A 19,205-nucleotide genomic window follows, 5' to 3' on the forward strand; every position below is an offset into this window, starting at 1 on the left:
GCGGGCGGTAGCCGTACCTAACGACCAATCTTCGCCAAACCCCTCCCTGTGGTGATGGGTCCTGGCTTTCGCCAGGACGACACCGCGGGTGTCGTGAGCCGCTCCGCTCGCGTTGAAACGCTTCCCTTACGCCGGCGTCAGCTTCGCCACTTCGCCCTTCATGTCGTCCAGCACACCTGAAATCGCCGCGACCAGCTCGTCGATCTGGGCTTTGGTGACGATCAGCGGCGGGCAGATGGCGATGGCGTCGAGCATGTTGCGCGAGATCACGCCGCGCTCCTGCAGCATGCGGCTGGCCATGCCGCCGACAGCGCCCGGCGTTGCCGCTGCGGTCTTGCGCGCCTTGTCCAGCACCAGTTCGATCGCAGCGATCATGCCGACACCGCGGACCTCGCCGACCAACGGATGGCTGGTGAGTTCACGCAGCTTGCCTTGCATGTAGCCACCGAGCTCGGCGGCATGCGCAACCAGGCCCCGCTCCTCGATGATTTTCAAATTCTCCAGTGCAATCGCCGACCCGACGGGATGGCCGCCCGCGGTGAAGCCGTGGCCGAGCACGCCGATCTTGTTGCTCTCATCTGCGATCGGCTCGAACATCCGATCGTTCATCATGATGGCCGACAGCGGAAAATAGCTCGAGGTGATCTGCTTGGAGACCACGATCGCGTCAGGCTTGATGCCGTAGGTTTCGCAGCCGAACATCTTGCCGGTGCGGCCGAAGCCGCAGATGACCTCGTCGGCGACCAACAAGATGTCGTATTTGTTCAGCACCTTCTGGATCTTGTCCCAATAGGTCGCCGGCGGCACGATGACGCCGCCCGCGCCCATCACCGGCTCGCCGAAGAACGCCGCGATCGTGTCCGGGCCTTCCTTCTGGATCAGCGCATCGAGCTCCTCGGCCCGCCGCGTCGCGAAGGCTTCCTCGCTCTCCCCGGGCGCGCCGTCCTTGTAGAAATGCGGCGAGCCCGTGTGCAGGATGTTCGGGAGCGGCAAGTCGAAAGAGCGGTGGTTGTTCGGCAGTCCGGTGAGGCTGGCGGACGCAATCGTGACGCCGTGATAGGCGCGCATCCGGCTGATCACCTTCTTGCGCTGTGGCTGGCCGAGCGCATTGGAGCGATAGGCAATCAACTTCAGAACGGTGTCGTTGGCCTCCGAGCCGGAATTGGTGAAGAAGACCTTGCTCATCGGCACCGGCGACAGCGCCACCAGCTTCTCGGCGAGATCAATCGAGGGCCCGTGCGATTTGGCGGAGAAGGTGTGATAGAACGGCAGCGCCTGCATCTGCTTGTGCGCGGCTTCGACCAGCCGCTTCTCGTTGAAGCCGAGCCCGACGCTCCACAGGCCTGCCATCGCCTCGAAATAGCGCTTGCCCGAGGCGTCGAACACGTAAGGGCCCTCGCCGCGCTCGATCACCAGGGGACCGGCCTGCTGATGGGCGCGCGCGTTGGTGTAGGGATGGAGCTGGTAGGCCACATCCCGGGCCTCTTGCGAATTGGGCAACATGGACATTTGCAGGCATCCTTGAAAGCGTCACGTCGCCGGCGCGGCCAGCGTCATCACGCGATGATCCAGCTCCTTGGCTATTGCCACCGCGCAAAACTTGCAACGTCAATTCGTCGGCAGCAAGCGCTCAGCAGCGTTGCACAAAACCGCACATCGGGCAGCTGTCACGCCGCGCCGTCGTCATTTCCATCGCTATCGGCGGCAGCGGCCTCCCGCACCTCCACCAGCGCCATCGAGAGCAGATACACCGTCGTGGGCAGACCAAGACGGCGCGCCGCCTCGGCGGCACGCGACAGGTCGCTTGCCAGCTCCTCGAGCTGATCTCCCCGTGACAATGTCCCACTCCATCCGTCGATCGCGGCCGCCTACACCGCAACGGCGCCGCTGGTTCTGATCAGTTCGGCGCTGGACTGGATTGTAGCAAAATTCCCGATCACATTCACTACCGCATGCTTGTAGGCGGCAGCATCGCCGGTCCCCGGCTGCCGGCAGGCCACCGCGTCGGCCACTACCTGGAAGCGATGACTGCGGTGAAACCCGTCGATGGCGGTGGCCAAGACAGTTTCGTCCAGGGAAAAACCCGCGAGCACGCAACGGACATTGCGGATATTGGACATGTAGTCCACAAACCGCGCCGAACTGTAGGCCGACGGCAGCGGGTGCTCGAACGTCATTTCTCCAGGCCGCGGCTTCGCCTCCGCGATCCAATCGGTCAGCTTGGATGCCGGATTGAACCAGGCCGCCTGTGCGATGCGCTTTAGATGCATCACTGGCCAGAGATTGTCGCGCCAGAACGTCAACAGTTCCACGCAGCGCGCTGTCGCGGCGTCGCCGTCGAGGATGACGTGGCGACGGCCGGGGGTCAGATATTCGACCTGGAGATCCGCGCAGACCAGGATCGGCGGATCGTCGGTGATGGAAACCAGCATGTTTTTGCGCGCAGCTGCACCAGTTTCAACGGCCAGCGAGCGCGACGTCCCGCAGCGGCGACGTCACGGCCCGTCCTGCCGAGGCGTCGAGCACGCCCGGCCGGTCCCAATCGCCCTCGGGTCGGATGATCACGTACGGATCGCTGTCCAGCGTAATGGCATCCGGGCCCGGTTCGATCTCCAGCAGCATTTCCGTGTAGGAGAAGTCGGAGAAAGTGATCTTGCGATTGTGGCCGAGCGGCTTGGCGCCGAAATGGGCCCAGAAGTCGACCAGCCGGTCCTGCGCCTGGCCGTAGATCTTGCGAAAGCCCTTGCGCTTCACATAGTCGACGCTGGCCTGCACCAGCTTGAACGAGACGCGCGAGCGCCGATATTGGTGCCGCACTGCAAGCCGTTCGACCTTGGCGAAATCGCCGAAGAACCGCACTCGTAGACAGCCCGCAGGCTCGTTGCCGACATACCCGATGAAATGCGCGGCGACCATGTCGTTGCCGTCGAACTCCTCGTCGAACGGGCAATCCTGCTCGGCGAGATAGACGGCCGAGCGGATCGAGGTGACCAGCATGAGATCGCTGAGATCGCGTGCTAGGCGAATGGTGATGGCGCGGGAATCGGGCTTCGCGAGAGGAATCCTAGTACCGTGCATCTGCAAAACTCCTTGCTTGAATGATCGCGCCCGGCATGCGCATCGGCTGCCGATGCCAGGGCCGCTCGTAGCACCAGAGGTCGGGTTGGAAGCTTGGAACAGGCTCGAATCCTGTCGCCTTCATGATGTCGCGTCCGGCCACGGTTGACGGCTGCGCATAGCAATCCGCGTTGCGAAACCTTAGCTGCCTCAGATGAGCCGCGGCCTTGCCGAGACCGGCGACGCCGCGCCCCGTCGCCGCGATCGCCCAGATGTAGATGGCGGAAACGTCTTCCTTCGCGGACGCGAGATGGCGCGTCTCCGGCGCGGTAAGGCAGATCTCGTCGAGCAGCAGCGCATCAAGCCCGCGATCGTTGAGAAACAGGAAGGCCATGCCGCCGACGAGGTTACCCTTCCGGCTGAAAGTCAGGATGCTCTCGGGATCGAAGGCGAAATATTTTGCAAGCTCCGCGGCCCCGATCCGGACGCCCGGCACCAGCCGGTGCGCCAACTGCGAAAGCGCGGCGATTTCGGAAAATTGGGCGCGACGGACGTCGACATCCGGACTGAGCGGCAATGCGTCGAAATCATGCCTTGCGGCAAACGAGCCCCTTTCAATACCCATGTCACCCCTCTATCGTTCGCGGCTTTCGTACCCCGCTATGACCAAGAGCTTAGCGGCTGGGGATCAGGCGTATGCAGCAGTTATTGCACCGGGGTGCTGCGATGATGCAGCACCGTGAAGAAGCCCTGGATATGTCCTGGGACGATTTGAAACTGTTTTTAGCTTGCGCAAAATATAAAAGCTTCCGCAACGCCGCCGAGGAGCTCGGGCTCACCTCCACCACCCTGATGCGCAGGATCGACCGGCTTGAAGAGAGCATCGACTGCAAGCTGTTCCTGCGCGACCAGAGCGGGCTCACGCTCAGCGACGAAGGCAGCGCGATGATCGCCGACGTCGCGCATATGGAGCGTCATGCCTTCAACGTGTTCCGGCGTGCTTCACGATCGTCGAACGACATGTCAGGCACCGTGCGCGTCGCGGTGACGGAAGGCCCCGGCAACTTCTGGATCCTGCCGCGACTGATCGACTTCCAGAAGACCTATCGCAAGATCACCGTCGATCTGCGCTGCGCGATGGAACAGGCCGACGTCGCGCGGCTCGAATCCGATATCGCGATCCAGCTCGAGCCGCCGACCAATCCCGATCTGATCGTCGCCAAGCTCGGCCGGCTGCACATCTATCCCTTCGTCTCCAAGGAGTACGAAAACCTCTACGGCGTGCCGGCGAGCCTGGCCGAGCTGAAGAACCACCGCATCATCAAGCAGAGCGCCCCGCAGGTCGACGACGGCGCCTACGCTCGCGTGCTCGGACTGAAGTCGCTCGAGGGCATCGTCGGGATCAAGACCAATTCTTCGGTCGGCGTGCTCTATGCGGTGGAGCGCGGCGCCGGCATCGGGTTCCTGCCGACGGTCTCGATCGCGCTTGGCGCCCCGCTCGTTGCCGTCGATCTCGGCGTCAGCCACCACGCCGATCTCTGGCTCACCTATCACAAGGAGTTCCGCGCCTCCGAGCGCCACAAGATCGTGGTCGATTGGCTGAAGAAAATCTTCGATCCCAAGATCCATCCCTGTTTCCGCGACGAGTTCATCCACCCGAACGCACTGGCGCCGATGATGACGGCCGCGCGCGAGGGCTTTGGATTGACGGGTTATATCGCGGCAATGCCGACTTAAAGCTTGAACATGATCTCTTCGGAAAACCGCTTCGCGATTTTCCAGATCCCGCTCTGGGCAGATGTGGGCAGGTTTCGCCTCACCACCGATATTCGAAGCCGACCGTGCCCTGGTGCGACGTCAGCTCGCTGCGGAACTTGCCGTCATAGTTGACGTAGAGCCGCGCCGTGTTGGTCAGACTGAGCGAGGCAGAGGCGCCGGCATCCATGCCGTAGCGGCTCTCGCCGATGCCGGGCACGACGATGCTCTGGGTCCCGAGGCTGACCTGCACCGATCCCAGGTTCTGATGGAAATTGTCGACGAACTTGCCGTAGGCGGACAGGTCCAGGATCTTCTGGTCGAAGATGAAGTAGCGTCCGATCTCGGCTCCGATCATGACGCGCGCGCGAGAGAGCGCCGTCGAGCCGACATTGAGTGGATCGAGGCCGCCAAACTCCTGGAACGCGACGCTGGTGGCGCGGACATATTCCAGTGCGCCCTTGGGCACGATGCGCAGCTGGTCCTTGGTCCAGTAATAGCTGATCTCGGTCAGCGCGCCGTCGACTGCGGCGCGATAACCCGCGGTCGCAAGGCCCAGGCCGGTATCCCGGCTGGAGCGGACCTTGCCGAAACCGTGCACCAGCGCGAAAGCCCAGGTCCACGGACCCTTGTCAACGGAGCCGCTGAAGCCGAGTTGCGTCAGGTCCAGCGTCGCGGACTGGAGCGCGAGCGGCACGTCGATGTCGGTGTGGCTCTGGTCGACGGAGAAGCCGAGATTGACGCCCGGTGCGAGCCGCGCGCCAAAGCCCGCGACACCGCCAAAGGTCTTCCGCTTGTCGCCGACAAAGTCTCCCTGCGCATCGGTCCGGACCGCGATGCCGTAGCCCTCGAACCAGGTGCGGTAGCGCGGATCTTCCGCGCCGGCCGATGCGCCGCCGCCGCCGGGATTGGTCCGGAATGCCCGGTTGACGCCGCCAGATGCCTGGTTGCCGAGCCGCTCCAGGAAGTTCGACCCGAGATTGAGTGCGCTGTTGCCGGCCGATTGGTCGTAATTGGTGGAGGTGGCCGACGGCGTGGGAGGCGGTGGCGGTGGCGGTGGCAGCGGCGGGGCGACCTGAGCGAGAACGGGAGCAGCCGTCGTCACCAAGCCAAGCACGATGGCACTCGCGACCTTGGCCGCCGTCCGACGAACCCGGTCTCCGCCAATCACCCGCCGCGTCCCGGAAAGCTGCAATGTGCAGCGCATGACGATGAATCCCAAAGCAAAATGGCGGCCCGCAAAAATGCAACACGCGCCACACTGCGTGCGACGATTTGTGCTGAACTGCCCCCGAGGGTCAATCGGTCCAGACCTCATCGCCAAGGCGATTGCCCTCGATTGTGGTTCCCCGGCCACAGGTCGTAAATTGCAGATGACGGCACCCGGCCCGGACTTGAAATTCGCGCGCGGCTTGCTAACGGGCGATTTTCATGTTGCAATATCGGACACAATCGGAATTGGCCGCTCGACTGTGCGTTTCGCGACATTGAGACTCAAGACTCGAACAGACTACCGGAAGCCCGTTTGTGGCGTGGCACGCGAAAAGCGGCCGCGTCGTTTTTGTATCTAGCGGAGGAGACTGAGGATGCCGCAAAAGGGCACCGTCAAATGGTTCAACCCGACCAAGGGATATGGGTTCATCAAGCCGAACGGCAGTGACAAGGACGTCTTCGTCCACATCTCCGCCGTCGAGCGCGCCGGACTCTCCACCCTCAATGAAAACCAGGTGGTTGAATACGACCTCGTGGAGAACCGCGGCAAAGCATCCGCGGAGAACCTCAAGGTCTCCTGATTTCTCTCGCGGTCTGCGCGAGGGATCATGACGCTGCCCCCGGCTCTGCCGGGGGTTTTTGTGTGGGATGGGAAGTATTCCGAATGCGATGGCGCTTCACCGCACCAACGGCGCAACCAGAAAATTCTCCGACGGCCCGCTGCCCGCGGTCTTGCACACGTCGCCCTCGATCCGGACCTTGCCGGTCGCGAGCAGGCTCAGCGCTGCGGGATAGATGCGGTGCTCGACTTCGAGGATACGCTCCGACAGCGTGTCCGCCGTGTCGTGGTCGCTGACGGGAACCGCGCCCTGCATCACGATCGGGCCGGCGTCGGTCTCGGGGATCACGAAGTGCACCGTTGCGCCGGACAGCTTGACGCCGGCGCGCAAGGCCTGGCCGTGTGGGTCGAGACCGGGGAACGACGGCAGCAGCGAGGGATGGATGTTGAGCATCCGCCCGTACCAGGCCTTGGTGAATTCAGCCGTGAACAGCCGCATGAAACCGCCGAGACAGATCAGCTCGATGCCGTGCTGATCGAGCGCTGATTGCAGCACCTTCTCGAAGCCGGCGCGGTCCTTGCCGAACGGCTTGCTTTCGATCACCAGCGTCGTCACGCCGCTCGCTTTGGCCCTTTCCAGCCCCAGCGCATCGGCCTTGTTCGAGACGACGAGCGAAATCTCCGCCGGAAAATCCGGCGCGGCCGCGCCCTTGATCAGCGAAGCCATGTTGGAGCCACGGCCGGAAATCAGGATGGCGACGCGGCGTTTCATCACAGCGCCGGTCATTACAGCGCCAGATCGAGGTGGCCGTTATAGACGACGCGGTGCTCGCCCTCAGCCGGGATCACGGTACCGAGCTGTGCGACGGTCTCACCGGCGTCAGTGAAGACCGCCACGACCTCGTCGACCTTGTCGGGCTCGACGATCGCGATCATGCCGATCCCGCAATTGAAGGTCCGCAGCATTTCGAGCTCGGCGATGCCGGCTTGGGCTGCCAGCCATTTGAACACCGGCAGCACCGGCAGGCGCGCCAGATCGATACCGACGCCGAGATGCTTCGGCAGCACGCGCGGAATGTTGTCGGTGAAGCCGCCGCCGGTGATGTGGGCAAGCCCCTTCACCGCGCCGGTCTCGCGGATCGCGCGCAGGCAGGATTTGACGTAGAGACGCGTCGGCGTCAGCAGCGCGCCGCCGAGCGTCATGACGGGCGCAAACGGCGCCTGCGCCCCGAAGCCGAGGCCGGATTGTTCCACGATCTTGCGCACCAGCGAGAAACCGTTGGAGTGCACACCCGACGAGGCGAGCCCGATCACGGCATCGCCGGCGGCGATGTCCTTGCGCGGCAAGAGCGTGCCCCGCTCCGCGGCGCCGACGGCAAAGCCGCCGAGGTCGTAGTCGCCGTCCTTGTAGAGGCCGGGCATCTCGGCCGTCTCGCCGCCGATCAGGGCGCAGCCGGATTCGCGGCAGCCTTCGGCGACACCGGCGACGATCGATGCGGTCGCCTCCGGATCAAGCTTGCCGCAGGCAAAATAGTCCAGGAAGAACAGCGGCTCGGCGCCCTGCACCACGAGGTCGTTGACACTCATGGCGACGAGGTCGATGCCGATCCCGCCATGCAGGCCGGTCTCGATCGCAATTTTGACCTTGGTGCCGACGCCATCGGTCGCGGCCACCAGGATGGGATCCTTGAAACCGGCCGCCTTGAGGTCGAACAGGCCGCCGAATCCGCCGATTTCGGCGTCGGCGCCGGCCCGCGCGGTTGCGCGCACCATTGGCTTGATCAGGTCGACCAGGCGGTTGCCCGCGTCGATATCGACGCCTGAATCGGCGTAAGTGAGGCCGTTTTTGCGGTCGGTCATGCCCGATTTCCAGTGGGTTTGCGGCTGGTTACGTCGAATTCCGGGGACGCGCAATGGCTCGCATGGCGCGCCTCCGTATACTATGTAGAGATATCAACCGGTTCAGCCTCCAAAGGGCCGAATTCGAGGTCAGGCCGGGTGCCGGGAAGCGCCGTGTGAGTATACCGAACATCATTACTTTGGGCCGCATCATGCTGGTCCCGATCATCGTCTGGGCCATCGTGTCGAGCCAAATGGAGGTGGCGTTCGCCGTCTTCCTGATCGCCGGCATCAGCGACGCGGTCGACGGCTTCCTTGCCAAGCGCTTCAACATGACGAGTGAGCTCGGCGCCTTGCTCGACCCGCTCGCCGACAAGGCGCTGCTGGTCTCGATCTACATGGCCTTGGGCATCTGGGGCGCGATTCCGCGCTGGATCGTCATCCTAGTGGTCTCGCGCGACATCATGATCGTCGCCGCCGTGATCATATCGTGGCTGTTCGACCGCCCTGTGGAGATGAAGCCCTCGAAGGTATCCAAGCTCAACACTGTGGCCCAGGTGGCGTTCGCAGCGCTGGTGCTGGCCGCCCTCGCCTTCGGCTTCAAAGCCGGTCCTTATGATATCATCCTGATGGGCCTCGTTACGGTCTTCACGCTCTCCTCCGTGTCGCTCTATCTCGTTGAGTGGTTGCGGCACATGAGCACGATCGAGGCCAAGTGAGTTGGGAAGCGGCCCCGTAAAAGGCCAACTCCCGCTCGATGAAGTCGCATCTCGTCAAACGAAGCCGGCACGCCGGCACGGAGCAAAGCAAGCGTGCCAGGCCGCGTTCATCCCCGACAATTGGCGTTTTCGCTTCCGCATGCGGAGAGCCTGAGCCGGGACAATTTCCTCGAAGGCCCCGTCAATGCCGCCGGTCTTGCCCTCATCGACGCCTGGCCGGAATGGCCGAACCGGATCATGTGGCTGGCCGGCCCGGAAGGAAGCGGCAAGAGCCATCTCGCCGCGATCTGGGCCGAGGCTTCAGGCGCCCGCTCGACCACGGCCAATGGGCTGACCGCCGAAGCCGTCCCGGATGCGCTCGCCACCGGCGCGCTGGTGGTCGAGGACCCCAAGCCCAGGGAATTCGACGAGCGCGCCCTGTTCCATCTGATGAATCTGGCCCGCGAGGACGGCGCCTTCGTCCTCTTCACCGGACGCGAGGCGCCCGCTTCTCTCGAGATCGAGCTTGCCGACCTGCGCTCGCGGCTCCGCGCCGTCCCCGTTATCTCGCTGCTGCCGCCTGACGACCAGCTCTTCCGCGGCCTGATCGTCAAATTCTGCGCCGACCGCCAGCTCGCGGTGGACGAGAGCGTGGTCAGCTACCTCGCCACTCGCCTGGAGCGGTCCTCGGCCGCCGCCCGACGGGCAGTCGACCTGCTGGACAGCGAGGCCCTGCGCCTCGGCCGTCCCGTCACAAGGGCCCTGGCGGCCGAGCTGCTCCGGGATGTCTGACCAAGGCGGCTTGACGCGGCCGGGCGGCGGAACATCAATGTCATCGAAACGTCATCGCTCTAACACATGCTCCCGCGGGTTTTGCGGCTAAGTCGCAAATTGGGGCGAACTGGATGGATCGACTTCTGATGGACTCTGCGCAAGCTGTTGAAATTAAAGAAAAAGCCCCGGAGGCCGAAGGCCCGCCGGCGATCGCATCGAGCCCCGAGCGGTTCATCAATCGCGAGCTCTCCTGGCTGCACTTCAACCGCCGCGTCCTGGAGGAATCGGTCAATCCCAGCCACCCCATGCTGGAGCGGGTACGATTCCTGTCGATTTCAGCGAATAACCTCGACGAGTTCTTCATGGTCCGCGTCGCCGGCATCAAGGCCCAGGTGCGCGAGGGCATTGCCGAGCGCAGCCCCGACGGTCTGACCCCGTCCGAGCAGCTCGCGCTCATCAACCGGACCGTCTCGCAGCTTGCCTCCGACCAGCAGGCAATCTGGCGCGACCTGCGCGGCACGCTCGCCGACGAGGGCATCGTGCTGGTCGAGGGCAAGGAAGTCACCAAGGCGGAACGAACCTGGATCGAGGACTACTTCCTCAGCAACGTGTTCCCGCTGCTGACTCCGCTCGCGATCGACCCGGCCCACCCCTTCCCGTTCATTCCGAGCCTCGGCTTCACCATCGCGCTCCAGCTCACGCGCGCCGCCGACGGCAAACAGATGAACGCGCTGATCCGCATGCCCGGCAAGATCGACCGCTTCATCCGCCTGCCGGCCGAGGGCAAGGTCGTCCGGCTGATCTCGCTGGAGCAGGCCACCGCGCTGTTCATCAACCGCCTGTTCCCCGGCTACAATCTGCACGGCCAGGGCGCCTTCCGTGTCATCCGCGACTCCGAACTGGAAATCGAGGAAGAGGCCGAGGATCTCGTCCGCCTGTTCGAGACGGCGCTGAAGCGCCGCCGCCGCGGCTCGGTGATCCGGCTCGAGATCGACGCCAAGATGCCGGAACAGCTGCGCAGCTTCGTGCAGCACGCGCTGTCGACCGCGGACGACGAGGTGTTCCTGGTCGATGGCGTGCTCGCCATGAACGAGCTCTCGCAGCTCACCCGCCTCGACCGGCCCGACCTGGAATTCACCCCTTACGTGCCCCGCCATCCCGAGCGCGTCCGCGAGCAAGGCGGCGACATCTTCGCTGCGATCCGGCAGAAGGACCTCGTCGTCCATCACCCCTACGAATCCTTCGACGTCGTGGTGCAGTTTCTCCAGCAGGCGACGCGCGACCCCGACGTCGTCGCCATCAAGCAGACGCTCTACCGCACCTCCAGCAACTCGCCGATCGTGCGCGCGCTCGTGGAAGCTGCCGAAGCCGGCAAATCCGTCACCGCGCTGATCGAGCTGAAGGCGCGCTTCGACGAGGAGGCCAACATCCGCTGGGCGCGCGACCTCGAGCGCGCCGGCGTGCAGGTCGTCTACGGCTTCCTCGAACTCAAGACGCACGCAAAACTCTCGATGGTGGTGCGCCGCGAGGGCGGGAGCCTCACAACTTACGTCCACACCGGCACCGGCAACTACCACCCGGTAACCGCGCGCATCTACACCGACCTCTCCTATTTCACCTCGGATCCGACCATCGGCCGCGACGCTGCCCGCGTGTTCAACTTCATCACCGGCTATGCCGCGCCGAGCGATCTGGAAAAGATGGCGGTGTCGCCGCTGACCCTGCGCAAGCGCATCATCGAGCACATCCAGGGCGAGACCGCGCATGCGCGGCACGGCCGGCCCGGTGCGGTCTGGATGAAGATGAACGCGCTGGTCGACCCCGACATCATCGACGCGCTCTACGAGGCCTCACAGGCCGGCGTGCAGGTCGAGCTCGTGGTGCGCGGTATCTGCTGCCTGCGGCCCGGCATTCCCGGACTGTCGGAGAACATTCGCGTCAAGTCGATCATCGGACGCTTCCTCGAACACGGCCGAATCTACTGCTTCGGCATGGGCCAGGGCCTGCCGAGCGCGAAAGCGGCTGTGTATATCTCCTCGGCGGACATGATGCCGCGCAACCTCGACCGCCGCGTCGAGGTGCTGTGTCCGCTGCAAAATCCCACGGTGCATCAGCAGGTTCTCGAACAGATCATGGTCGCGAATCTCAAGGACAACGAACAGAGCTGGCAATTGTTGCCGGACGGGTCCTCAACGCGTATGAAGACCGCGAAGGGCGAGGAGCCTTTCAACGTCCACAACTACTTCATGACAAATCCGAGTCTGTCTGGCCGTGGTAAGTCGCTCAAGGAATCCTCGCCGCGCCGCCTCACGCGCCGTAATGAACGTCATCAATCCTGATCCGGGATCGTCGACGTGAAGCGGCCGCGCAAGCGCGGCTCGAGCGTCGCGGTCATCGACATCGGCTCCAACTCGGTCCGTCTCGTCGTCTACGAGGGACTGACGCGGAGCCTGATTCCGATCTTCAACGAGAAGACGCTGTGCGGGCTCGGCCGCGAGGTGCAGAGCACGGGACTGCTTGCGCCCGACGCCGTCGACAAGGCGCTGACCTCGCTCAAGCGCTTCCGTGCGCTGTGCCGGGTGATGCAGGTTGGACGGGTATTTGCGATTGCGACCGCCGCCTGCCGCGACGCCTCCAACGGCGCCGACTTCATCGCGAAGGCCGAGCGCATCTGCGCGGTGAAGATCGAGATCCTGTCGGGCCCGCGCGAGGCGCGGCTGTCGGCGCTCGGCGTGATCTCCGGCATCCATCATCCCGACGGCATCGTCGGCGACCTCGGCGGCGGCTCGTTCGAACTGATCGACGTGCGCAAAAACACCGTGCGCAGCGGCGTGACGCTGCCGCTCGGCGGGCTCGCGCTGCAGGACCTCGCGCATAAATCCCTGAAACGCGCCGACCGCATCGTGCGCGAAGCGCTCGACGGGGTGTCGCAGCTCAAGGCAGGGAGCGGCCGCAGCTTCTACGCTGTCGGCGGCACCTGGCGCGCGCTGGCGCGCATCCACATCATCCAGAGCGGCTATCCGCTCCAGGTGATGCACGGCTATTCGATTACGGCGGCCGAGGCGCTCGATTTTTCCCGTCGTCTCCGCCGGCTTGCGGCCGCCGGCATGCTCGCCGACATCGAGATCGTTGCCGATGCCCGGCGCCCGCTCCTCACCTATGCGGCGCTGGTGCTCGAGCACATCATCCGGGTGGCGAAGCCGAAGACCATCGTGTTCTCGACCTTCGGCGTGCGCGAGGGCCTGCTGCACGAGAAGCTGCCGGAGTCCGAACGCAACAAGGACGGACTGATCTGCGCGGCCGAGGAGCTGAACCAGCTGCTGTCGCGTTCGGCAAAGCACGCGCGCGAGCTGATCGCCTGGACCGACCGCCTCGCGCGCGTCGTGAAGCTGCGCGAGACCGAAGAAGACCGCCGGCTGCGCCACGCCGCGTGCCTGCTGTCCGACATCGGCTGGCGCGTGCATCCCGACCATCGCGGCGAGCAGACGCTGAGCCTCGTCGTCAACGGCAATTTCGGCGCGATCACCCACACCGAGCGCGCCTTCGTCGGCCTGTCCGTGTTCTATCGCTATGCGGGCCTGAGCGAGGAGAACCAGCCGCCGGTCGCCATGCAGGAGCTGCTGACGCCGGCGCAACTCGAACGCGCCCGCCTGCTGGGAGCGGCCTTCCGCGTCGCGCATCTGATCTCGGCGGCGCGTCCGGGCGTCTTGCCAGCGACGCATTTCCGCAGCGTGGGCCGCAAGCTCTTGCTGGTGTTCGAGCACCGCCTCGGCGATCTCGTCGCGGACCGCGTCGGCAGCCGCTTTCGCGCGCTCGCCCGGCTGATCAACCGCGCCGGCTCGATCGTCCGGCGGTAGCGCATGATCCGGAAAAGCCTGAAGCGCTTTTCCGAAAAGATCATGCTCAAAAGATAGATCTACTCCGCCGAGGCCTTGGCGTGGCGCTCGGATGATTCCAGCGCGGCTGCGCTCATGCTGCGTCGGCGCCAGATGCAGCCGACGACCAGCACGACGACGACGCCGAGAGCTGCGCAGAGATATTCGCCGCCTCCGCCGCCATGGGCGAATTGCGGCGGGATGCGCAAGGCGCCGAGCAGGTTGTCCAGCGAGGCGCCGAACGGACCGTCGAACAGCGTGTGCAGCCTCGGCGCGATGCCGGGATCGGTCGCGATCACCTCGCCCGCGATCCAGCCGAGCAGCGCCGCGCCGGCCCACACCAGCACCGGGAGCTTTGCGAGCAGCGCCATGATCAGCGCCGCACCGGCGACGATCAAGGGCACGCTGATGGCAAGGCCGAGCACCAGCAAGGGCGCGCTGCCATTGGCGGCCGCGGCCACCGCAATGACGTTGTCCAGGCTCATGACGATGTCGGCGACGACGACGATCTGCACGGCCTGCCACAGATGCGAAGCCGACTCGACGCCGTCCTCGTCCTCCTGTTCCGGCACCAGCAGCTTTGCCGCAATCACGATCAGCGCAAGACCGCCGACCAGCTTGAGGTACGGCAGCTCCATCAGGCTCGCCACGATGCCCGTGAAGATGATCCGCAGCAGCACCGCCGCACCAGCGCCCAGGATCATGCCCCACAGCCGATGCCGCGGCTTGAGGCCGCGGCAGGCGAGCGCGATCACCAGCGCATTGTCGCCGGACAAGAGGATGTTGATCCAGATGATCTTGCCGACCGCGACCCAGAAGGTCGGTTCGGCCATCTCAACGCGGAACTGGGTGAAGAATGCCCCGATCGTAGCGGGATCGAAGATCTGCCAGAGCCAGTTCACACTACGTCCTTTCGCCGCGTCTCGTTATCTTATCGGCCGACGGATCAGCCGACGATCTCGTTGCCCGAGAAGAACTGCGCGATCTCGATCGCGGCGGTCTCCGGCGCATCCGAACCGTGCGCGGAATTCTCGCCGATCGACTTTGCGTAGAGCTTGCGGATGGTGCCGTCAGCCGCCTTGGACGGATCGGTCGCCCCCATCACGTCGCGATACTTGGCGACGGCACCCTCGCCTTCCAGCACCTGGACCACCACGGGGCCCGAGGTCATGAAGTCCACGAGCTCACCGAAGAAGGGGCGCGCCTTGTGGACCGCATAGAAGGTCTCGGCCTGTTCCTTGGTCATGCGGATGCGCTTCTGCGCGACGATACGCAGGCCCGCCTTCTCGATCACGGCGTTAACCGCACCGGTGAGGTTACGCGCCGTGGCGTCGGGCTTGATGATCGAGAAGGTGCGTTCGATGGCCATGATCTTGTCCTTGAAGAGAAAACGGTGGTTCGGAGTTGCCGGGCTTATATCGGCGCCTTCGCCATACGGCAAGCGACCGCCAAAACCGACTCGCGGGCGCTTCGCCGCAGGCCAGGCGCCCGAATTCCAAGATGGATTACGACGATTTCACCCAAATGAACCCAATCTGAAGGCCTCGTCAGGGTTTGGTTCAGCCTCGCTCGGATAACCTCAGGTCCATCGAAACCAAAGCCTCTGCCCGAGGCGGACCGTTTCGGCGGCCTTTCCATCGACGCGATAGCCCCGCGCCGGCAGTTTTGAGGAGATCACCATGTTGAGGAAACTTTCGCTCGCCGCCGTTGCCGCAGTCGCGCTTGGTGCCGCGCTGGCGCCGACCTCCGCGTCCGCTCATTGGCATGGCGGCTGGGGTCATGGCGGCGGCGGTGGCTGGCATCACGGCTGGGGTGGACCGCGCTTCTATGCCGGCGGCCCCGTCTCCTACGGCTATGGCGGCTGCTATGTGCGCCGGCTGGTCCCGACCCCCTGGGGACCCCGCTGGCGGATGATCAACCGCTGCTACTGAGCCCGACAGCACCTTTCCAAAGGGTACCTGAGCCCCCCAAGGTACCTTCCAAGCGAAGCCCCGGCGTCCCCCAGCGCCGGGGCTTTGTGTTCAGAGGGGGTGTTGCGCGGCTTCACACAATTTTTGCTAGAATGCCGCGCAATCGCCGCGAGTGGCGAAACCATTTGGGGGCCAAGGACTTGGTACCGTGTTGCTTCTTTGAGAAACACGGAACCCCGCGATGGTTAGCCTTTTCGCCGACGACAGCGAGCAAATCGACCGGCGCACCAGCCGCTCGATCCGCGATGCGGTGGGCGAACGGCTCCAGCAGAGCCTGCGGCCCGAAGCCAGGCTGCCGACGCACCTCGAGCAACTCCTCAATGAGCTGAAGCAGCGCGAGCGCGATTCGCACTGAGTTGACACGCACCGGCCTGCAGACACGGAAAAACGGGTTGCGTTTGATCGCGGGTGCGGTGACAAGGCCGCATGCTTGCCATCACCGACCTCTCCATCCGCCTCGCCGGACGCCTTCTGATTGACCAGAGTTCCGTGCAGATCACGCCCGGATCCCGCGTCGGCATGGTCGGTCGCAACGGCACCGGCAAATCGACCCTGTTCAAGGTAATCCGCGGCGAGCTCGCGGCCGAGCACGGCACGGTGAGCCTGCCGCCTCGCTGGCGCGTCGGCAGCCTCGCGCAGGAAGCGCCGAACGGCCCCGAGAGCCTGATTTCGGTCGTGCTCGAGGCCGACCTCGAACGCGACGCGCTGCTCACCGAGGCCGAGAGCGCGACCGACCCGCACCGGATCGCCGAGATCCAGACCCGGCTGGTCGACATCGACGCGCATTCGGCACCGAGCCGCGCCGCCGCCATCCTTTCCGGCCTGGGCTTCTCGGCCACCGACCAGCTCCGCCCCTGCGCCGAATTCTCCGGCGGCTGGCGCATGCGCGTCGCGCTTGCCGCAACGCTGTTTGCGGCGCCCGACTTGTTGCTGCTCGACGAGCCTACCAACTATCTCGACCTCGAAGGCACGCTGTGGCTGGAGGATCACCTCGCGCATTATCCGCGCACCGTGATCGTGATCAGCCATGACCGCGACCTTCTTGAAAGCTCGGTCGACCAGATCCTGCATCTGGATCGCAGCAAGCTCACGCTTTACAAAGGCACCTACTCCTCCTTCGAGGAGCAGCGCGCCATGCGCGAGATGCTCGACGCCAAAGCGGTCAAGCGCCAGGAAGCCGAACGCGCGCGCCTGCAGGCCTTCGTCGATCGCTTCAAAGCCAAGGCCTCGAAAGCCCGCCAGGCGCAGTCCCGTGTGAAAATGCTGGAGCGGCTGAAGCCGATCACGGCGCTGGTCACCCAGGACGTACGCGAGATCAGCTTTCCCGCGCCGGAGAAAATCCTGTCGCCGCCGATCATCGCCGCCGACAACGTCGTGGTCGGCTACGATCCGAATACGCCCGTGCTGAACCGCGTCACCTTGCGCGTCGACAATGACGACCGCATTGCGCTGCTCGGCTCCAATGGCAACGGCAAGTCGACCCTTGTGAAACTGCTCGCCGGCCGCCTCGCGCCGTTCTCGGGCAAGGTGACCCGCGCGGACAAGCTGTCGATCGCCTATTTCGCGCAGCACCAGCTCGACGAATTGAACGAGGATGCCTCGACCTACGACCACGTCCGCAAGCTGATGGGTGAAGCGCCTGAGGCCAAGGTGCGCGCACGCGCCGGCGCCATCGGATTCTCCGGCAAAGCGGCCGACACCAAGGTCGGAAAATTGTCGGGCGGCGAGAAGGCGCGGCTCCTGCTGGGACTGGCGACTTTCTTCGGCCCCAACATGATCATCCTGGACGAGCCGACCAACCATCTCGACATCGACAGCCGCGCCGCGCTCGCGGAAGCCATCAACGAATTCCCCGGTGCCGTCATCATGGTTTCGCATGACCGCTATCTGATCGAGTCCTGCGCCGATCAACTCTGGATCGTCGCCGACCGCACCGTGACCAATTACGACGGTGACCTCGACGAATATCGCCGCCTGGTGCTGTCCGCGCGCAATGGCGAGCCCGCCCCGCGCGAGCGCAGCGCGCCGAGCGAGAAGCCGCAGCGTCCGAGATCGGACAATCGCGGCTCGCTGAAAAAACGTATCGCGGAAGCCGAAACCGAGATCGCCCGCGTCAGCGCGATCATCAGCAAGATCGACACTGCGCTGGCCCTGCCCGACATCTTCACCCGCGACCCCAAGCAGGCCGCGCAACTGTCGAAAGCACGCGCCAATGCGGCCGATGCGCTGGCGCGTGCGGAGGAGCAGTGGCTCGAGGCGAGCACGCAGTTCGACGAGGCGGCGGGCTGAAGCCTCCACGACCGGACCGACATCAAAAATCGCAAAAACAACCCCATGCACAGTACCGGTATTTTGCTACCCGGTGATTAGCTGTTGAATGGACTGCTCTTTACCGTATTGACTCGGCCCGCTCACGCAGCGATGTCGGCACGAATTGAGCAGAAATGGCTCAGTCCGCGAATTGGCCGGCTGCCTTGATCATCGGAGCCCAGCGGTCGACTTCGCTCGCGAGCATCGCGGCCAGCGCCTCCGGCGTCGCCTTCTCCTGCGGGACCGGCTCCGTGTTGATGTCGTTGAACCGGGCGATCAGCGTGGAGTCCCTAAGGGCGGACTGGAGCGCCGCGGTCAGCTTCTGAACGACCGCCGGCGGTGTGCCCTTGGGGGCATAGATGCCGTGCCAGACACCAAGCTCGAACCCTTTGAGGCCGGCCTCGTCGGCCGTCGGCAGATCGGGCAGGCTCTTCAGCCGCTCCCTGGTGGTGATCGCATAGGCCTTGACCTGCTTCGACATGATCGGGCCGGTGGTATTCGTCGCCTGGTCGCAGGTGAGATCGATCTGCCTGCCGAGAAGATCGTTCATGATGGGGCCGTTGCCCTTGTAGGGCACTGCGGTGAGCTGCTTCTGGATCGCCGTCATGAACAGCATGCCGCAGAGGTGCGACGCCGCTCCGAGTCCGGCATTGGCATAGGTCAATTTGTCGCCCTGCTGTTGGGCGTAGGCGACCAATTCCTTCAGCGTGTCGGCCGGAAAATCCGGACGCGCGATGATCGTCATCGGCGCATTGGTCACAAGCCCGATCGGCGCAAAGGCCGTCTTCGTGTCATAGCTGAGGTTGCGGTAAAGTGTGGCGGCGGTCGAGAGGCCGACATGATGGATCAGCAGCGTGTATCCGTCGGGCTGGGCTCGCGAGGCGCGGGTCGTGGCGATGGTACCACCGGCGCCGGGCGCGTTCTCGACGACGACCTGTTGGCCAAGCGATTTCGCCATGCCTGCCGCCGTCAGGCGAGCAATGGTGTCCGTAGGTCCGCCGGCGGCGAACGGCACCAACATGGTGACGGGCCTGACCGGATAGTCCTCGGCGAGCGCCGCGCCAAACGGCAGGACCAGAGCCGATACGAGAGCAATGAGCCGCATGCTTTCCTCCAATTTTTTTGCTTGCTCCTATGTACGCATTCCGGGCTGCGC

The 19,205-nt window shown here is 64.5% G+C and carries 20 protein-coding genes; 9 read left to right on the forward strand and 11 right to left on the reverse strand.

The window, feature by feature from the left end; all coding sequences use genetic code 11:
• Positions 1-126: 126 nt before the first annotated feature.
• From AC0L3J_RS05675 to AC0L3J_RS05695, 5 genes are all read right to left on the reverse strand, one after another.
• Positions 127-1,509: an aspartate aminotransferase family protein gene (locus tag AC0L3J_RS05675; RefSeq protein WP_473346331.1), complete on the reverse strand. Its 1,383-nt coding sequence runs from the start codon at positions 1,507-1,509 to the stop codon at positions 127-129.
• 158 nt (positions 1,510-1,667) lie between these two features.
• Positions 1,668-1,838 carry a hypothetical protein gene (locus AC0L3J_RS05680; RefSeq protein WP_007609402.1) on the reverse strand — a complete coding sequence of 57 codons (171 nt, stop codon included), beginning with the start codon at positions 1,836-1,838 and terminating at the stop codon, positions 1,668-1,670.
• Between the two features lie 30 nt (positions 1,839-1,868).
• The gene (locus AC0L3J_RS05685) at positions 1,869-2,432 is read right to left on the reverse strand and encodes an isochorismatase family protein (RefSeq protein ID WP_247360631.1); all 564 of its coding nucleotides are present in this window, start codon (positions 2,430-2,432) and stop codon (positions 1,869-1,871) included.
• 25 nt (positions 2,433-2,457) lie between these two features.
• Positions 2,458-3,078, reverse strand: coding sequence for a GNAT family N-acetyltransferase (locus AC0L3J_RS05690; protein WP_007591919.1), 621 nt, complete (start codon positions 3,076-3,078; stop codon positions 2,458-2,460).
• The gene (locus AC0L3J_RS05695) at positions 3,065-3,682 is read right to left on the reverse strand and encodes a hypothetical protein (RefSeq protein WP_473346332.1); all 618 of its coding nucleotides are present in this window, start codon (positions 3,680-3,682) and stop codon (positions 3,065-3,067) included. The genes AC0L3J_RS05690 and AC0L3J_RS05695 overlap by 14 nt, the downstream gene beginning before the upstream one ends.
• A gap of 71 nt (positions 3,683-3,753) precedes the next feature.
• Between AC0L3J_RS05695 and AC0L3J_RS05700 the strand changes: the two genes are divergently transcribed.
• Entirely contained in the window at positions 3,754-4,794 is a 1,041-nt protein-coding gene (locus AC0L3J_RS05700) for a LysR family transcriptional regulator (RefSeq protein ID WP_473346333.1), read from the forward strand.
• Positions 4,795-4,873: 79 nt separating this feature from the next.
• Here the strand turns inward: AC0L3J_RS05700 and AC0L3J_RS05705 are convergent, their stop codons facing one another.
• Positions 4,874-6,019 carry an autotransporter outer membrane beta-barrel domain-containing protein gene (locus AC0L3J_RS05705; RefSeq protein ID WP_473346334.1) on the reverse strand — a complete coding sequence of 382 codons (1,146 nt, stop codon included), beginning with the start codon at positions 6,017-6,019 and terminating at the stop codon, positions 4,874-4,876.
• A gap of 379 nt (positions 6,020-6,398) precedes the next feature.
• Here AC0L3J_RS05705 and AC0L3J_RS05710 point away from each other — a divergent pair, with 379 nt between their 5' ends.
• Positions 6,399-6,605 carry a cold-shock protein gene (locus AC0L3J_RS05710; RefSeq protein ID WP_007591938.1) on the forward strand — a complete coding sequence of 69 codons (207 nt, stop codon included), beginning with the start codon at positions 6,399-6,401 and terminating at the stop codon, positions 6,603-6,605.
• Between the two features lie 96 nt (positions 6,606-6,701).
• On the opposite strand, the gene purN is transcribed toward AC0L3J_RS05710, so the two are convergent.
• Entirely contained in the window at positions 6,702-7,355 is a 654-nt protein-coding gene (gene purN, locus AC0L3J_RS05715) for a phosphoribosylglycinamide formyltransferase (RefSeq protein WP_473346335.1), read from the reverse strand.
• Positions 7,356-7,369: 14 nt separating this feature from the next.
• A complete protein-coding gene (gene purM, locus AC0L3J_RS05720) occupies positions 7,370-8,443 on the reverse strand; it encodes a phosphoribosylformylglycinamidine cyclo-ligase (protein ID WP_473346336.1) in 1,074 nt (357 codons plus the stop codon).
• Between the two features lie 155 nt (positions 8,444-8,598).
• On the opposite strand from purM, the gene AC0L3J_RS05725 reads away from it, so the two are divergent.
• The 4 genes from AC0L3J_RS05725 (at position 8,599) to ppx (ending at position 13,751) form a co-directional block, all read left to right on the forward strand.
• Positions 8,599-9,141, forward strand: coding sequence for a CDP-alcohol phosphatidyltransferase family protein (locus AC0L3J_RS05725; RefSeq protein WP_027569696.1), 543 nt, complete (start codon positions 8,599-8,601; stop codon positions 9,139-9,141).
• Positions 9,142-9,234: 93 nt separating this feature from the next.
• Complete coding sequence (locus AC0L3J_RS05730) at positions 9,235-9,912, forward strand: P-loop NTPase family protein (protein WP_473346337.1); 678 nt, start codon at positions 9,235-9,237, stop codon at positions 9,910-9,912.
• 128 nt (positions 9,913-10,040) lie between these two features.
• Positions 10,041-12,233 (forward strand): RNA degradosome polyphosphate kinase, encoded by a 2,193-nt coding sequence (locus AC0L3J_RS05735; RefSeq protein WP_473346752.1) that lies wholly within the window; start codon positions 10,041-10,043, stop codon positions 12,231-12,233.
• A gap of 15 nt (positions 12,234-12,248) precedes the next feature.
• Positions 12,249-13,751, forward strand: a complete 1,503-nt coding sequence (ppx, locus tag AC0L3J_RS05740) for an exopolyphosphatase (RefSeq protein WP_473346338.1) — start codon at positions 12,249-12,251, stop codon at positions 13,749-13,751.
• Between the two features lie 59 nt (positions 13,752-13,810).
• Here ppx and AC0L3J_RS05745 read toward each other — a convergent pair whose 3' ends face one another.
• Both AC0L3J_RS05745 and ndk read right to left on the reverse strand, forming a co-directional pair.
• On the reverse strand, positions 13,811-14,671 hold the full coding sequence (locus tag AC0L3J_RS05745) for a TerC family protein (protein WP_473346339.1): 861 nt from the start codon (positions 14,669-14,671) through the stop codon (positions 13,811-13,813).
• A gap of 44 nt (positions 14,672-14,715) precedes the next feature.
• Positions 14,716-15,138 (reverse strand): nucleoside-diphosphate kinase, encoded by a 423-nt coding sequence (gene ndk, locus AC0L3J_RS05750; RefSeq protein WP_473346340.1) that lies wholly within the window; start codon positions 15,136-15,138, stop codon positions 14,716-14,718.
• Between the two features lie 310 nt (positions 15,139-15,448).
• Here ndk and AC0L3J_RS05755 point away from each other — a divergent pair, with 310 nt between their 5' ends.
• The 3 genes from AC0L3J_RS05755 to AC0L3J_RS05765 all read left to right on the forward strand — a co-directional run bounded on the left by AC0L3J_RS05755 (position 15,449) and on the right by AC0L3J_RS05765 (position 18,028).
• Positions 15,449-15,700: a sulfur globule protein precursor gene (locus AC0L3J_RS05755; RefSeq protein WP_247286380.1), complete on the forward strand. Its 252-nt coding sequence runs from the start codon at positions 15,449-15,451 to the stop codon at positions 15,698-15,700.
• 220 nt (positions 15,701-15,920) lie between these two features.
• Positions 15,921-16,094, forward strand: a complete 174-nt coding sequence (locus AC0L3J_RS05760; protein ID WP_007609361.1) for a hypothetical protein — start codon at positions 15,921-15,923, stop codon at positions 16,092-16,094.
• A gap of 71 nt (positions 16,095-16,165) precedes the next feature.
• On the forward strand, positions 16,166-18,028 hold the full coding sequence (locus AC0L3J_RS05765) for an ABC-F family ATP-binding cassette domain-containing protein (protein WP_473346341.1): 1,863 nt from the start codon (positions 16,166-16,168) through the stop codon (positions 18,026-18,028).
• 160 nt (positions 18,029-18,188) lie between these two features.
• Here the strand turns inward: AC0L3J_RS05765 and AC0L3J_RS05770 are convergent, their stop codons facing one another.
• Entirely contained in the window at positions 18,189-19,154 is a 966-nt protein-coding gene (locus AC0L3J_RS05770) for a tripartite tricarboxylate transporter substrate-binding protein (protein WP_473346342.1), read from the reverse strand.
• Positions 19,155-19,205 lie beyond the last annotated feature (51 nt).

This window comes from Bradyrhizobium sp. Kon37 (assembly GCF_055807535.1).

What these genes read in the sequence shown, in the direction of transcription:
- AC0L3J_RS05770 (WP_473346342.1), bottom strand. Translation starts at nt 19,154, where the DNA reads ATGCGGCTCATTGCTCTCGTATCGGCTCTGGTCCTGCCGTTTGGCGCG.
- AC0L3J_RS05705 (WP_473346334.1), bottom strand. Translation starts at nt 6,019, where the DNA reads ATGCGCTGCACATTGCAGCTTTCCGGGACGCGGCGGGTGATTGGCGGA.
- AC0L3J_RS05765 (WP_473346341.1), top strand. Translation starts at nt 16,166, where the DNA reads ATGCTTGCCATCACCGACCTCTCCATCCGCCTCGCCGGACGCCTTCTG.
- AC0L3J_RS05690 (WP_007591919.1), bottom strand. Translation starts at nt 3,078, where the DNA reads ATGCACGGTACTAGGATTCCTCTCGCGAAGCCCGATTCCCGCGCCATC.
- AC0L3J_RS05760 (WP_007609361.1), top strand. Translation starts at nt 15,921, where the DNA reads ATGGTTAGCCTTTTCGCCGACGACAGCGAGCAAATCGACCGGCGCACC.
- AC0L3J_RS05675 (WP_473346331.1), bottom strand. Translation starts at nt 1,509, where the DNA reads ATGTCCATGTTGCCCAATTCGCAAGAGGCCCGGGATGTGGCCTACCAG.
- purN (WP_473346335.1), bottom strand. Translation starts at nt 7,355, where the DNA reads ATGAAACGCCGCGTCGCCATCCTGATTTCCGGCCGTGGCTCCAACATG.
- AC0L3J_RS05735 (WP_473346752.1), top strand. Translation starts at nt 10,041, where the DNA reads ATGGACTCTGCGCAAGCTGTTGAAATTAAAGAAAAAGCCCCGGAGGCC.
- AC0L3J_RS05700 (WP_473346333.1), top strand. Translation starts at nt 3,754, where the DNA reads ATGCAGCAGTTATTGCACCGGGGTGCTGCGATGATGCAGCACCGTGAA.
- ndk (WP_473346340.1), bottom strand. Translation starts at nt 15,138, where the DNA reads ATGGCCATCGAACGCACCTTCTCGATCATCAAGCCCGACGCCACGGCG.
- purM (WP_473346336.1), bottom strand. Translation starts at nt 8,443, where the DNA reads ATGACCGACCGCAAAAACGGCCTCACTTACGCCGATTCAGGCGTCGAT.
- AC0L3J_RS05710 (WP_007591938.1), top strand. Translation starts at nt 6,399, where the DNA reads ATGCCGCAAAAGGGCACCGTCAAATGGTTCAACCCGACCAAGGGATAT.
- AC0L3J_RS05755 (WP_247286380.1), top strand. Translation starts at nt 15,449, where the DNA reads ATGTTGAGGAAACTTTCGCTCGCCGCCGTTGCCGCAGTCGCGCTTGGT.
- AC0L3J_RS05695 (WP_473346332.1), bottom strand. Translation starts at nt 3,682, where the DNA reads ATGGGTATTGAAAGGGGCTCGTTTGCCGCAAGGCATGATTTCGACGCA.
- AC0L3J_RS05685 (WP_247360631.1), bottom strand. Translation starts at nt 2,432, where the DNA reads ATGCTGGTTTCCATCACCGACGATCCGCCGATCCTGGTCTGCGCGGAT.